Below are 13,848 nucleotides of genomic sequence, written 5' to 3'. Positions count from 1 at the left end.
TCGGAACCGCGTTGGGGGGGTTGTGTAATGGGCCGCGAAGCAATAATTTGGTCCGCATGACCGAATCGACCCAGTCCCGGGCAGGCGCAGGCTTTCGCATCGATGCAAGCGCGCACGTGTTCTTCGCCTCCGACGCCGAGCTGCGTGAGTACCTCGGCGAGCCGTGGGCGAGCCGCGGGTTTCCCACTCCGGATGTCACCCACAGTCTCCAGCTGGGCAACCGCTACGTCGCCGGCTCGCAGCCGCGCCCTGATGCGCACGCCGGTTCCGCTCCCGACTTCGTCGGCCGGGTCCTTTTCGAGGAGAAGAGGTTCGACCTTGCGATCCTGCACCCGATGACCGTCGGTGTCCTGCCGGATTGGCACCTCGAGTCGGCGATCCACGAGGCAACGAACCGCATGCTCGTGGAGCGGTGGCTCGATTCAGGTACCTACGCGGATCAGTTCCTCGGCACCATTCGCGTCAATCCGAACGACATTGAGAGCGCCGTGCGGGAGATCCGCAGATGGTCGAACCACCCCAAGGTCGTGCAGATCGGTCTGCCCATGCAGACCCAGTCGCCGTACGGCCGGCCGCATTACAAACCTCTGTGGCGGGCCGCGGTCGAGGCGGGCCTGCCGGTAGCCATCCACAACGAGATGGGCCAGGGGATCACACATCCGCCGACTCCGAACGGAATCGCACGGACGTACCAGCAGCTCGTCGGGTTCCAGCCCCTGAACTTCGTTTACCACCTCATGAACATGATTGCCGAGGGCGTCTTCGAGGAGTTCCCCGAGTTGAAGATGGTCTTCGCGGATGGGGCGATCGACATGCTCACGCCGATGATCTGGCGCATGGACACGTTCGGCCGTCCTCACCTCGAACAGACGCCCTGGGCACCGAAAATGCCCAGCGACTACCTGCCGGGACATGTCTGGTTTGTGCAGGGTGCGCTGGACGGTCCCGGGGAAGTCGACTTCGCGTCGGAGTGGCTGCGGATGACAGGCAAGGAAGACATGCTCATGTTCGGTTCCAGCTATCCCGACTGGCAGACCGCAACCATTCAGTCGCTGCCGTCGGCGTGGAGCGCCGAGCAACTCGAGAAAGTGCTCTGGCGCAATGCCGCGGAGCTGTACGGCATCCGCGTCCAGGCGAACGCCTGACAGACAAAGGAGACGGGACATGACACAGACGGATATTCCGGGGGCGTCGCCGACGACGACCACCCAGGTGCGCGTTGTGGACTGCGATGTGCACCCGACACCGCGCCGGGGCGCCCTCATGGAGTTCCTCGACCCGAAGATCGCCCGCGAGGTAAAGCTGAAGGCCCAGGGCGCAGACAACGGGCTCTACTACGACCCGCCGGACTATCACCATTCGAAGGCGATGCGGGTGGATGCTTTTCCCGACGACGGCGAGTTCGCCTGCTCGGACCCGGCGCTTGCCTTCCAGCAGCTGGTGATGGACTCGGGCTCGGACCTGGTGATGCTCGGCCCCACCAGCGGCGGCCAGGGTGACACCGACGAAGAGGTCACCGCCATGGCCGCGGCCACCAACCTCTGGCAGGAGTCGGCCTGGCTCAACAAGGACGACAACTGGCATGGACGCTTCTACGGTTCCATCTGCGCCAACATCACCGAGCCCGAACGTGCGGTGCTGGAGATCGAGCACTGGGCGGGCCACGAGAAGTTCAAGCAGATCCTCATCCATGCCGAGCCCCGCCCCTCGTGGGGCCATCCAAAGTATGACCCGATCTGGGCGGCGGCGGTCAAGCACAACATCCCGGTGGCCTGCCATCTGGGCCGCGGCAAGCACAATTTGCTGCCCATGAGCCCCGTGGGGTTCATGACCTACAACCACGACTTCATGGTCACGTACTCCATGCTCGCCGCAAACCAAGTGATGAGCCTGATCTTCGACGGGGTGTTCGAGCGGTTCCCGACCCTGCAGATCGTGTTCATTGAGCACGCCTTCAGCTGGATACTTCCCCTGATGTGGCGGATGGATTCCATCCACGCGGCTCGAGGCAATGAGACCGGCCTGAGCAAGGAACCCTCGCAGTACGTGAAGGACAACATCTGGTTCACGACACAGCCGCTGGACTACCCCGAAGACAAACTCGAGCTGACCCGCCTGCTCGAGTGGATGCCGGCAGACAAGATGATGCTGTTCTCGTCGGACTACCCGCACTGGACGTTTGACGAGCCGCGCTGGCTCGCCAAGCACATCCCCGACCACATGCGGGATGCCGTGATGTACCGGAACGCCCTGGACCTGTTTGGCCTGCCCTCGCAGGTGCCGACGCTCCCCGGACAGGTGAAGGCTTTCTGATGAGCACAGCAGAACTGGCCCGCGGCCGTGAGTACGTAGTGGCCACGGTCGACGAAATTCCTCCCGGCGAGCACAAGGTCGTCCCGATCGGCCGCTACGGGGTCGGGGTCTACAACGTCCGGGGGGCGTTCTATGCCATTGCCAACTACTGCCCCCACGAGGGCGGTCCCCTCTGTGTCGGAAGGACGCGCGGGACGAACGTCGCCGATGCCTCCCGCCCGGGCGGGGCCCGGGAGACGCGCGACGGCGAGTTCATCTACTGCCCGTGGCATCAGTGGGGTTTCGAGCTGGCGACGGGAACAACGGCGGTCAAACCCGAGTGGAGCATCCGCACCTACCCGGTGAGGATCGACGGCAACCAGGTTGTGGTCACAGCGTGAGCGCGCAGGCTGAAACCACGGCGGCGATACCTGTCGACCGATATCCGGGCCTCACTCCCCGTCTCCTGACCGCAGATGGGGTTGAACGGATAGAGGACTACCTGGCCGGGGGAGGCTACGCCTCGCTGCGGGACCCGGGCGCACTGCTCGACCAGGTCGCGGCGGCGGGCCTGCGCGGCCGGGGCGGGGCGGCGTTTCCACTCGCCCGCAAGATCCTTACGGTGCGTGGAGGCGCCGCCACGCCGGTCCTCGTTGCCAACGGCGAAGAGGGAGAACCGTCCTCCGTCAAAGACAAGTGGCTCATGCGCCACCGTCCGCACCTTGTCCTGGATGGGGTTCGGCTGGCAGCAGCGATGATCGGTGCGCAGCAGGCGTATGTGTATGTCTCCGATGCCTCGGCAGCGGAGAGCGTCGAGCGGGCTCTCGGGGAGTTTGAATCGGAAGGCTGGAATGAGCTGCAGGTGGCGGTGCACCGCGTCGAACCCGCATACGTCGCGGGAGAGGAAACGGCCGCCGTGCGTTCCATCAACGGAGGCCCGGCACTGCCGTCGGACAAACCGCCGCGCCCGTTCGAACGGGGGGTGGACAACCGGCCCACGCAGATCAGCAACGTGGAGACCCTCAGCAACCTGCCGCTGATCCATGCCCGGGGAGGCGCCTGGTATCGGATGAGCGGCACCGACGACTCCACAGGAACGTTCCTGATGACACTGTCGACACCGCGCGAAACCGTGCTGGCGGAGATGCCGTTCGGCGTAACCCTGCGGGACATCCTGGCCTGGCGCGGCTACGACGGCGAGGTGCGCGGGGTGCTGATGGGCGGTTACTTCGCCGGACTTGCGTCGCCGCAGGTGCTCGATATCGCCTTGGACTACGGCTCGGTCGCCGCGGCCGGAAGCGGTCTCGGCTGCGGAGCGATCGGAGTATTCGACGAGACCACCTGTCCCGTGACCGTTGCTGCGGGCGTCCTGCGCTACTTCGCCGTCCACAACGCCGGTCAGTGCGGCTCATGCTTCAACGGAACCTCCGCGATGGCCGCGGTCGTCGACGGCCTGCGATCGAGGCAGACCCGGGAAGAGGACCTCGACCGCCTGCGGCACTGGGCACATGACCTGAGGGGCCGGGGCGCGTGCGGCACGCTCGACGGCGCGACGAATGCAGCGGCGACACTGCTGCGTGAGTTTCCGGAGGTGGTTGCATCCCATCTTGCCGGCGGGTGTCCCTCATGCACGGCAGCTGGCGAGGCTGTTCCCCCGCCGTTCTCGGTCGGACAGTAGGAGTGAACCCAATGCGCATCAAGCTCGACAGAACCGTATGCGATGGATTCGGCACCTGTGCGCTGCACGCGCCGGAAATGTTCTCCCTGGACGACTGGGGTTATCCCTCGCTGCGCAGCGGCAACGCCGTCCTGCCCGAAAACGAGGCCGCGGTGCGTCGGGCGATCCTTGACTGCCCCGCCCACGCGATCGTCGACCTGGACGACTCCCATCCGGACCTGCTCGGCGGGGAGGCCGGGATCTCGCGCTCCGGCCGCCCCGATGCCATGTGGCCCCGGGAGAGCCGCCCGGGAAATGCCTGAGCTCCTGTGAAACACCACGTTCGCCCCTGGTGAGCAAAGTTCGAATCCCCGAGGGAAGCCGGAGGGGAACCGACGAGTGAAAGGTTCAATGATGAGCACCGACACCGAGCACCTGTCCACGAAAGACATCGAATCCGCCATCGCGCCCGGCCCGAACGGCGACGAGGTCAATGCGAAAGTTCCCCATCACATGGTGGACTCGCTGCATGTGCCCGCGGAGCGCTACTACTCCCGGGAGTTTTTCGAACTGGAGAAGAAACATCTGTGGCCCAAAGTGTGGCAGATGGCCGCACGGGAAGAGGAGATTCCCTATCCCGGCGATTTCGTCGAGTATGAGGTCGTCGGCCAGTCCCTCCTGATCGTGCGCCAGCCCGACGGTTCCATCAAGGCGCTGCACAATGCCTGCCGACACCGTGCGACCGAGCTGGGCAAGGGGTGCGGCCGTTTCCCCGGAAACCAGATCGTCTGCCCCTTCCACGGCTGGCGGTGGAAGACCGATGGATCGATCAGCCACATCTTCGGCCGGGAGGGCTTCGATCCGACCACGATCGATCCGAGCAACATCAACCTGCGTGAGGCGCTCTGTGAGACGTGGGCGGGCATGGTCTGGATCAACATGGACCTCAACGCGCCGCCGCTGATGGAAGCGCTGTTCCCCGCGGCGAACATCCTGGAGCGCAACGGCGTCCAGAACATGCAGGCCAAGTGGTGGAAGGAAGGGATCATCAACTGCAACTGGAAGCTCGCCCAGGAGGCGTTCTTCGAAGGCTGGCACGTCAAACAGACGCATCCGCAGCTTTACACCTACAGCGGCGATGCCGACAGCGAGCAGAACAAGCAGAACGTGTCGTATACGCCGTTCATCAACGGCCACGGGCGTTTCCAGAGCGGTGACGCACGGGCGGGCTACGGCGGCAAGACCGACTTCCTCGAGTCGGCGCGCAACCTGTACAAAGGCCAGGACGCGATGACCCTCGAGCGGGACGTGACGATTTTCGAGTCCGTTGCCGGGGACATGGATACCAGTACGCCTGAGTACACCCAGAAGGCATTGAAGGCACTGTTCGACTTCTGGGAAGGAGCCGGCATCGCGGCTCCCGCCCTGACCCCCGAGGTGATGAAGATGTGGGGCGGCGACATCCACCTGTTCCCCAATTATCTGATGCTGCCCATGTACACCAACTGCCTTGTGTACCGGGTACGGCCCTACAACGACGATCCCGAGTGGTGCCGGTTCGAGGTCTGGTCGCTCACGACCTACCCCCAGGGCCATGAGAGCGGGCGGCTTACGCTCAGCGGCCGTTATGACAAGGATGACGCCGATCACTGGGGCCTCATTCCCCGGCAGGACTTCGCGAACCTGGAACGCATGCAGCGCGGCATCAAGAACGTATCTATGGACCGGACGACGCTGGCGTCGGAATGGGAAATCACCATCTCGAACATGCATCAGGAACTCGACCGGCGTCTCGCTGCGGAGCTCTGAAGGCAGTGTTCACGGCAAGCAATGTCCAGGATGTGACGCCGGAGGAGGGGGCTGACTTTACGGGCGCCCTGGCGGCGAAACTCGTCGACATCGACCGCACCCGCATCAACCGCTCGGATGAACTGGTACTGCGCAAGGCTGTCTTTGGGCTCATGGAAATCGTGAGCATGCTCGAAGCAAGGGTCGCTGCCCTGGAGGGCGAGGAATCTTCTGCGTCCTGGCGGCAGCGGTTTGAAGCCGACGTCGCCGCGCCCACCCCTGATGAGCTAAGGATCGGCGAATGATGCACGAAACAGCGGGAAGGCCGTGATGGCAAGGGTGCGAATTCTGCCGGCCGACATCGACCTCGAAGTCGAATCATTTGAGTCCGTCGCGGAAGCCGCGTGGCGTCAGGGTCTCGTCTGGCCCACTCAGTGCTGGGGACAGCTCGAATGCATGAGCTGCTTCGCCAGGATCGTCGACGGAGAACGGGATGCGCTGCCCGCCGAGGATCCCGAACTTGACGCGGTGCGGCTGAAGATGCCCGGCCCCCTGGCCAGCGACAGCCTCGTGCGTCTGGCATGTCAGCTGCGGTGCAGGGGCGACTCGCTCGTCCTCGAAAAACGGGGTGTTCGAGAGGCCGTGAGCGGGGACAACAACATGCAGGATTACGAAGGGAGTGCACCATGAGCACAACAACCGGGGCTGTCGAGGCGGAGCCCGCACTCGATGCGGCAGCGCTGAGGAGCCTTTGGCGCTCCATGGCCCGCGAAGAAGCGCTGGACACCCGCATCGTCACCGGCATCAAGCGGGGCGAACTCGCGACGGTGATCTGGCCCTCACGCGGCCAGGAAGCCGTGTCGGCGGCGATGGGACACGTCCTGCGGAAGGATGATCGGCTGATCACCACCTACCGCGGACTGCATGACCATGTCGCCAAGGGGGTTCCGCTCACCGAAATCATCGGCGAAGTGATGGGTACCGCTGTGGGTGCTTCCCGCGGCAAGGGCGGCACCATGCACATCGCCGACCCCGAACATGGTGTGCTGCTGACCACGGGGATCGTCGGATCCGGTGTGCCGATCGCCGTCGGGGCGGCCCTGGCCGCCGTCAAGCAGGGGTCTGACCGCGTCACCGTCGTTACCTTCGGCGACGGTGCCACCAACACCGGGTCATTTCATGAGGGCGTCAACCTCGCCGCCGTCTGGAACCTGCCCGTCATCTTCCTCTGCCAGAACAACCTCTATGCCGAGATGACACCGGTGGAAGACACCATGGCAATCCCGCACGTGGCTGACCGCGCCAAAGGCGTGGGAATGCCGGGAGTCACCGCCGACGGAAATGACCCGGTGGCGATGACGAAGGTACTGAGCGAGGCAGTGGAGAGGGCCCGCTCGGGCGGCGGCCCGACGCTGGTCGAGGCGGTGACGTTCCGGTTCGAAGGCCATTACGCGGGTGACCTGGGCAAGTACATTCCCGCTGAGCAGCTTGCCCGTCAGCGCGAACTGGATCCAATGGTCACCTTCCCCCGCCACCTCCTCGACAATGGCGTCACCCAGGAGGAAATCGACGCAATCCGGGCCGAAGCGGCAGCTGAGGTGGAGGCTGCCCTCAAGGAAGTGCTCGCGGCGCCCATTCCCGATACCGCCGAAATCCGTGCCGATATCTACTCCAATGGATTGGTAGTCACCCATGACTGAGACACGCGTCATCTCCATCCGAGAGGCCCTCAACGAAGCCCTCGAAGAAGCCCTGCGCACTGACCCTACGGTGTTCCTCCTCGGAGAAGACCTCGCGGATCCCGCCGCAGGCGTCAACGCCGTCACCCGCGGGTTGTCGACCACCTTCGGTCCGGACCGGGTGATGAACACGCCCATCTCCGAGGCAGCCATCATCGGTGCCGCCGTCGGGGCTGCCATCGAGGGGTTCAAACCTGTCGCCGAAATCATGATCATGGACTTCATCGGCATCGCGATGGACCAGATCGTCAACCACGCGGCCAAAGTGCGGTACATGTCGGGAGGGCGGACCACCTGCCCCCTGACGGTACGCACGGCGGTCTTCGCCGGGACCGGCTCAGGAGGAACGCACTCGCAGTCGCTTGAGGCCTGGTTCATGCATGTTCCCGGCATGAAGGTCGTCTTTCCCAGCAACCCGGCAGATGCGAAGGGACTGCTTCTCGAAGCCATCTTCGATCCTGATCCGGTGCTGGTCATCGAGGCCTCGCGCATGTACGGGCTGAAGGGAGAGGTGCCCGCCGGTGACGGCCACCGCGTCCCGATCGGCAAGGCGGCAACGCTGCGTCCAGGCACCGATCTCACCCTCATCACCTACGGACTCGCCACCGCCGCCACCATGCAGGCGGCCAAGCTGCTTGCCGACGAGGGGATCGATGCCGAGGTGCTCGACCTGCGCTCGCTGCTGCCGCTGGACATGGACACCGTCCTGGAGTCGGTCGGCCGCACCCGTCGCGCCGTGATTGCCCACAATGCCACCACGTTCGCCGGTCCCGGGGCCGAGGTGGCGGCACAGATCTCGGCCAAGCTTTTCGGCGTGCTCGCCGAGCCCGTGCAGCGCGTCGGGGCCCGGTTCACCCCGATTCCCGCCCGGGCTTCGGAAGCTGCCGTCACGCTCGGCGTCGAGGAGATCCTCAGAGCAGCAAGAACAGTGATGGGAGCGGTGCATGTCTGAAGTAGCAGTGACGATTCCAAAGGTCTCCATGGCGTCCGAGGAGGTGGTCTTCGTCGGCTGGCTGGTTGGTGACGGCGACCCCGTGGCCGAGGGAGACGCAATCTACAGCGTCGAGACCGAGAAGGTCGAGACCGACGTCGAGGCGGCCGCCAACGGTGTCCTGCGCCACGGCCAGGCCGCGGAAGACGGAACCTACCCCGTCGGTTGTGAGATCGGCCGGATCGAGGTGGCTTCGTGAGCACCCGGAACTGGGACGAGGAGTTCGACGTCGTCGCCATCGGCAGCGGCGGTGGCGGCCTGCTCGCCGGGCTGGCTGCGCAGGAAGCCGGCGGCCGGGCCCTCGTGGTGGAAAAACGGGACCTGATCGGCGGCTCCACGGCGATGTCAGGGGGAGTGGTGTGGCTCCCCAACAATCCGCTCATGCAGCGCGACGGCATCAATGACTCCGATGAGGCGGGCCTGCGGTATTTCGCCGAGACCGTGGGCGAGGTGGGCCCGGCATCCTCCCCGGAGCGACGCAGGGCCTTCATCAGCAGAGGAAACGAGATGGTACGGTTCCTCGAAGAACGCGGCGCCCGGTTCACCCGGTGTGAGAATTACAGCGACTACTACTCCAACCGTCCCGGCGGAAACGCCGTGGGCCGGTCAATCGAGCCCCTCCCCTTTGACGGTCGGCGGCTTGGGGAGTGGCTTCCGCGGGTACAGCCCGGCATGGCCATGGGGCTGGGCATGAACGTCATGACGAACGAGCTGCGCGACGTGCAGTACTTCAACCGGTCCATCCGCTCATTCGTTATTGCCGCTCAGGTCCAGATGCGCACATGGCGTGCTTCACTCACGAAGCGGCCGCTGCTCACCAACGGGACCGGCCTCGTGGCGATTCTCCTGAAGATGTGCGTGGACAGCGGTGTCGATGTACGGACGGGCACGGCTTTCGAGGAGTACGTGGTGGAAGACGGCGTCGTGACGGGCGTGCTGCTGCGCACCGGCGACGCCGTGCGGGCAGTCCGTGCGCGGCGGGGCGTCGTCGTGGCTGCCGGCGGATTCGCGCACAATCCGGAACTGAGAAAACAGTTCGGCGGCCTCCAGCAGGTGGATCCCGCCTGGTCCATCGCCAATCCGGGGGAGACCGGGGACACGGTGGCAGCGACGCTGGAACTCGGCGTTCAAACGGACTTCATGGATGAAGCCTGGTGGCTGCCCGGCCCGGCACGCGCATTGTCAGGGGGAACGCTCTCGGCAGCACGCAACCGGCCCCGGACCATTATCGTCGGGGCTGACGGCAAGCGCTTCGTCAACGAGTCGAACTCCTATGTGGAAGTCGGCAAGGCGATGTTCGCCCGTGACCGGCAGACCACGGCGGTGCCGGCCTGGCTGATCTTCGACGACGGCTACCGCCGCAGGTACGCTCATACGCGCAGTCTCCTGTTCGGACGGCTGCCGAAGGAATGGCTTGCCTCCGGAGAGCTTCAGCAGGCCTCGACGCTCTCCGGGCTGGCGGCCAGGTGTGGCATTGATCCGGTGGGGCTGAACGAGCAGGTCGACCGCTTCAACAGGCACGCAGCCGAAGGAAAGGATCCTGAGTTCGGACGCGGAGAATCCGAGTACAACCACTGTCTCGGTGATCCCGGCCCCCGCATCCCGAACCCTGCGGTCGGCCCGCTCGACCAGGGTCCGTTCTACGCCGTCCCGATCTATCCGTCAGATGTGGGGACGTGCGGAGGCTTCCTCACGGACGAATTCGGGCGCGTCATGGGCGAGGATGGCCCGGTTCCCGGGCTCTACGCGACCGGAAACGTCACGGCCACAGTGATGGGGCGCCACTACCTCGGCGCGGGAGCCAGCATTGCCAATTCAATGGTCTTCGGTTACGCCGCCGGATGCCACGCCATGCAGAGCGCCGCCGTGGATGTAGCCGCCTGACCCGGCGGAAGCGCGGCAGTAAGTCCCGGTGGGCACGGACCAGCCGTGATCACCGGGACTTACTGCTGGTGAAGCGCCTTGGTCGGCTTTGCCCGTGACCGGCGGCGACGGGCGCCCCGGACCCTGCGTCCCCCGGGAGTGGCGACGGCAAGGCAGACGCTCACGATCGCGCCGCCGGCGCCGAGCAGCAGCGCGGCGTCAAACCCATGGGAGGTCGGGTTGCCGGTGGGCGAGGTGGCGGCGGACTGGGCGAGGATGGCAGCAACGATCGCGGAGGCAAGGGCCGTGCCGAGGGCGCGGACGAGCGTGTTCAGGCCGTTCGCAGCGGCAGTTCCCGTCACCGGGACCGCCTGCATGATCAAGGCAGGCATAGCGGCGTAGCCCAAACCGATGCCGACGCCGACCACCGCCATGACGAGTCCGATGGCCCACCCCGTCGGCGGAATGAGCAGGGCAAAGGCGTATGACACAAAAAGCACCAGGCTCCCGACGACCAGGAGGGGCTTGGGCCCGAGCCTGTCGATGCTGCGCCCGGCTATCGGTGACATGGCAAGCATGGCAAGTCCGGAGGGCATGAGAATGAGCCCGGCGATGATCAGCGGGAGCCCGAGGCCGCCCGAGGCCGCGGGAAGGGTGAGGATCTGCGGAAAAGCGACGCTCGGGACGAACATTGCGAAACCCATCGCCGCAGACGCGATGTTCGTCATGAGTACGGGGCGCTGCATGCTCACCCGGACATCTACGAGCGGATCGGACCTGCGCCACTGGTGCCACGTCCAGGCGATCAGGAAAACCACGGCGGCGCCTGCGCATGCGAGGGCCGGCAGGGACGCCCACCCCCATTCGTTGCCCTTGGAGAGAAGCACCAACAGGGCGGTCAGCCAGGCGGCCAGCCCGACCGCGCCGGTGACGTCAACCCGGCCGCCCTTGCCCGGACGGCTCGAGGGCAGGAACAGGGCGCAGAGAATCAGCGTCAGCACGCCCAGGGCGGTGGCTACGACGAACAACAGGTGCCAGTCGCCTGCCGAAGTGATGAAGGCGGCTACAGGGAGCCCGACAGCTGAACCGACCCCCATGGTGGCGCTGACCAAGGCGATCGCCGACCCAAGCCGCCCCGGCTGGACGGTGTCACGCAGCAGGGCTATGCCGACAGGGATTACTCCCATTCCCATGCCCTGAAGCGCACGCCCGGACAGCATCGGCACGATGCTGTCCGACAGCGCACACAGCAGCGACCCGGAGACGAGCAGACTGAGCAGGACAAGAATGACCCGGCGTTTGCCGAACATGTCGCCCAGTCGGCCCGAAATCGGCGTACAGACGCAGGAGACGAGGATGGTGATGGTGATGACCCAAGCCGTTTCGGCCCGGGGTGCCCCCAGCAGGTCCGGCAGCTCGGCCTGGATCGGGATCAGGATCGAGTGCATGAAGGAGCCGACCATGCCCGCCAAGCCCAGTACCGCGACGACCACGCCGGTGGGGGCCTTCCTCGGCAGGAGCCCGGTGGCGCGCGAAGGTGTTCTCCTGCTGCGCCGCCGGGCACGCCGCGATCCGGTCTGCAAGGGTTCCGTCTGGGTTTGTGCCACACGGTCTTTATACACCTGGTCTGGAACAAAAGTTAGGTCCGATTGACTGATGTCGATGACTTTGGCCGGCCATGGAGTCCGCCCCCAGTGCCCGACGGCCAATTCAGCTCTTGTGGGCCGCCCCGTCGGCTGCTAATCTCCGCCGTGGAGCAAAGTTTTGGTCCTGTAAGCTGCCGGGCGCCCATGACCGGGCAATCTCTCCCGACTCCCTCAAAGGCGAAGGAATCCGCATGAGCAGCAACTCCACCCTGGGAAGCCCTTCCTCCGGGCTGCCCCCCGCCCGCGCCGGTCAATGGACGAAGGGCATGGTCCTCACGGCCCTGCTGCTTGCCCTAACGCTGGAGGCGGTCTCGCTGGGCGCAATGATGATCTCCATGGCCCTGCCCAGCATCCTTGAGGACTTCCCGTCGGATCAGGGCGGGTGGCTGGCGTCGGCCTATTACCTGTCCGGCGCCGTGGCCGCCCCGCTGGTCGGGAAGTGCGCCGACCTCTACGGCAAGAAGCGCATGCTGTTGGTCGTCGTGGGCATCTCCGGCATCGGAACCGTCATCTGTGTGCTGGCACCCACGCTGGGGGTGCTGATTCTGGGCCGTGTATTCCAGGGCATGATCCTCGCAACGATGTCCCTGTCCTACTCGCTTCTCCGTGACATCTTTCCCCCCAAGCCCGCGGCCTTCGCCGCGAGCATCACCATCACCGGAATGGGTTTCTTCGGGATCGTCACCCCGATCCTCGTCGGCCTGCTTCTGGCGCGCTTCGGGTGGCGGGGCATGTTCATGTTCGACGTCGTGTGGACCTTCAGCATGCTGGTGCTGCTGGCGATCTTTGTCCCTGAGTCGAAGCTGCGCAAGAAGGCGCGGCCCGACATCATCGGCGGCGTCCTCCTCGCGTCCGGTGTCGCCGGCATGCTCATCTACGTGAGCCTGGGCCGCAGCTACGGCTGGGCCTCGGTGTTTGCGCTGTCCTTCCTCATCGGAGGCGCCATCCTGTTCGCCGCCGCCCTCATGCGGTCACGCCGCGTGGAGGAACCGATCATCAACATCAGCCTGTTCAAGCGCCGGTCGATCCTCTTTGCCGCCGTTCTCGGCGGGGTTGGATACGGGTTGGCGGCCACGGTCTCGCAGATTATTCCGTTGCTCGCGCTCACCAAGCGGGTTGACGGCGAGAGTTACGGCCTGGGCCTGACGACCGTCGAGTATGCACAAATCGAAACTCCCAAGGCAATCATCGCCGTCTTGGTCGGATTTCTCCTCGGCTGGCTCATCTCGCGCGGCCGGTCGCCGCGGAAGTTCCTCCTGCTGGGCATTGTGCTGTACGGAGTCGCCGCGGTGCTGCTTGCCACCCTGCATGACACGCAGGGCACGCTCACGATGGGCGCCCTCCTCGTTGGCGTGGCAGCCAGCATGGTCACTTCGTCCTTGCCCAATGTCGTCATCCAGGCCTCGCCTGCCGGGGAGCAGGCATCTGTCGCCGGTACCGTCCAGCTTGTCCAATCGGGTCTCGGCGCAGCTGCTCCCATCGTGATGTTCACGCTGATGGCGCCCTACATCAGGGAGAGTTCCACCGGAGGTGTGGTCTACGGCGTCGAAGGGTTCCACCTCTGGTTGTACGGGGCCGCCGCAGCCGTCGCGATCATCTTCCTGCTTTCGGTCACCCTCCTGCGTCCGCGGCCAGGTGAGGTGCAGACGGTCGACGAGCAGGTCCTGACAGCAGCAGCCCTGGCCGAGAGCGCACCGGTCCCGGCCGAAAATGCTCCGGCCCTCGTCCGCGAACGCGACTGAGGGGAGTCCGGGGTTTCGGCCCCGCGATATGCCCGGCAGCTCCGGCAGCGCGGCCTGACCGGGCTCAGGATCGGGTGCGCTAGAGAGCCAACCGCACCCGGCAAACCCGGTATCGCGACGAACGCGCCGG

General features: G+C 65.4%; 14 protein-coding genes. 13 read left to right on the top strand and 1 reads right to left on the bottom strand.

Features of this window, described 5'->3' with window-relative positions; genetic code table 11:
- The first annotated feature begins 56 nt into the window (after positions 1-56).
- The 12 genes from AC5RUW_RS10495 to AC5RUW_RS10440 all read left to right on the top strand — a co-directional run bounded on the left by AC5RUW_RS10495 (position 57) and on the right by AC5RUW_RS10440 (position 10,351).
- Positions 57-1,145: an amidohydrolase family protein gene (locus tag AC5RUW_RS10495; protein ID WP_494160639.1), complete on the top strand. Its 1,089-nt coding sequence runs from the start codon at positions 57-59 to the stop codon at positions 1,143-1,145.
- Positions 1,146-1,164: 19 nt separating this feature from the next.
- Positions 1,165-2,313, top strand: coding sequence for an amidohydrolase family protein (locus AC5RUW_RS10490; RefSeq protein WP_494160638.1), 1,149 nt, complete (start codon positions 1,165-1,167; stop codon positions 2,311-2,313).
- A complete protein-coding gene (locus AC5RUW_RS10485) occupies positions 2,313-2,693 on the top strand; it encodes a Rieske (2Fe-2S) protein (protein WP_494160637.1) in 381 nt (126 codons plus the stop codon). Before AC5RUW_RS10490 ends, AC5RUW_RS10485 begins: the two co-directional genes overlap by 1 nt.
- Positions 2,690-3,970 (top strand): NADH-ubiquinone oxidoreductase-F iron-sulfur binding region domain-containing protein, encoded by a 1,281-nt coding sequence (locus AC5RUW_RS10480; protein ID WP_494160636.1) that lies wholly within the window; start codon positions 2,690-2,692, stop codon positions 3,968-3,970. Before AC5RUW_RS10485 ends, AC5RUW_RS10480 begins: the two co-directional genes overlap by 4 nt.
- A gap of 11 nt (positions 3,971-3,981) precedes the next feature.
- Positions 3,982-4,272, top strand: coding sequence for a ferredoxin (locus tag AC5RUW_RS10475; protein ID WP_494160635.1), 291 nt, complete (start codon positions 3,982-3,984; stop codon positions 4,270-4,272).
- A gap of 91 nt (positions 4,273-4,363) precedes the next feature.
- Entirely contained in the window at positions 4,364-5,758 is a 1,395-nt protein-coding gene (locus AC5RUW_RS10470) for an aromatic ring-hydroxylating oxygenase subunit alpha (RefSeq protein ID WP_494160634.1), read from the top strand.
- 5 nt (positions 5,759-5,763) lie between these two features.
- A complete protein-coding gene (locus tag AC5RUW_RS10465; protein ID WP_494160633.1) occupies positions 5,764-6,042 on the top strand; it encodes a hypothetical protein in 279 nt (92 codons plus the stop codon).
- Between the two features lie 25 nt (positions 6,043-6,067).
- Entirely contained in the window at positions 6,068-6,427 is a 360-nt protein-coding gene (locus AC5RUW_RS10460) for a 2Fe-2S iron-sulfur cluster-binding protein (RefSeq protein WP_494160632.1), read from the top strand.
- On the top strand, positions 6,424-7,437 hold the full coding sequence (locus AC5RUW_RS10455; protein WP_494160631.1) for a thiamine pyrophosphate-dependent dehydrogenase E1 component subunit alpha: 1,014 nt from the start codon (positions 6,424-6,426) through the stop codon (positions 7,435-7,437). The genes AC5RUW_RS10460 and AC5RUW_RS10455 overlap by 4 nt, the downstream gene beginning before the upstream one ends.
- Positions 7,430-8,428, top strand: coding sequence for an alpha-ketoacid dehydrogenase subunit beta (locus AC5RUW_RS10450; RefSeq protein WP_494160630.1), 999 nt, complete (start codon positions 7,430-7,432; stop codon positions 8,426-8,428). The genes AC5RUW_RS10455 and AC5RUW_RS10450 overlap by 8 nt, the downstream gene beginning before the upstream one ends.
- Positions 8,421-8,666: a biotin/lipoyl-containing protein gene (locus AC5RUW_RS10445; protein WP_494160629.1), complete on the top strand. Its 246-nt coding sequence runs from the start codon at positions 8,421-8,423 to the stop codon at positions 8,664-8,666. The genes AC5RUW_RS10450 and AC5RUW_RS10445 overlap by 8 nt, the downstream gene beginning before the upstream one ends.
- Positions 8,663-10,351 (top strand): FAD-binding protein, encoded by a 1,689-nt coding sequence (locus AC5RUW_RS10440; protein ID WP_494160628.1) that lies wholly within the window; start codon positions 8,663-8,665, stop codon positions 10,349-10,351. Before AC5RUW_RS10445 ends, AC5RUW_RS10440 begins: the two co-directional genes overlap by 4 nt.
- Positions 10,352-10,410: 59 nt before the next feature.
- Here AC5RUW_RS10440 and AC5RUW_RS10435 read toward each other — a convergent pair whose 3' ends face one another.
- The gene (locus AC5RUW_RS10435) at positions 10,411-11,823 is read right to left on the bottom strand and encodes an MFS transporter (protein WP_494160627.1); all 1,413 of its coding nucleotides are present in this window, start codon (positions 11,821-11,823) and stop codon (positions 10,411-10,413) included.
- Between the two features lie 344 nt (positions 11,824-12,167).
- On the opposite strand from AC5RUW_RS10435, the gene AC5RUW_RS10430 reads away from it, so the two are divergent.
- A complete protein-coding gene (locus AC5RUW_RS10430) occupies positions 12,168-13,718 on the top strand; it encodes an MFS transporter (RefSeq protein ID WP_494160626.1) in 1,551 nt (516 codons plus the stop codon).
- Positions 13,719-13,848: the final 130 nt, after the last annotated feature.

The sequence above is a fragment of the Arthrobacter sp. Y3222053 genome (genome assembly GCF_059092805.1).
This window is presented reverse-complemented; position numbering and strand designations above follow the sequence as displayed.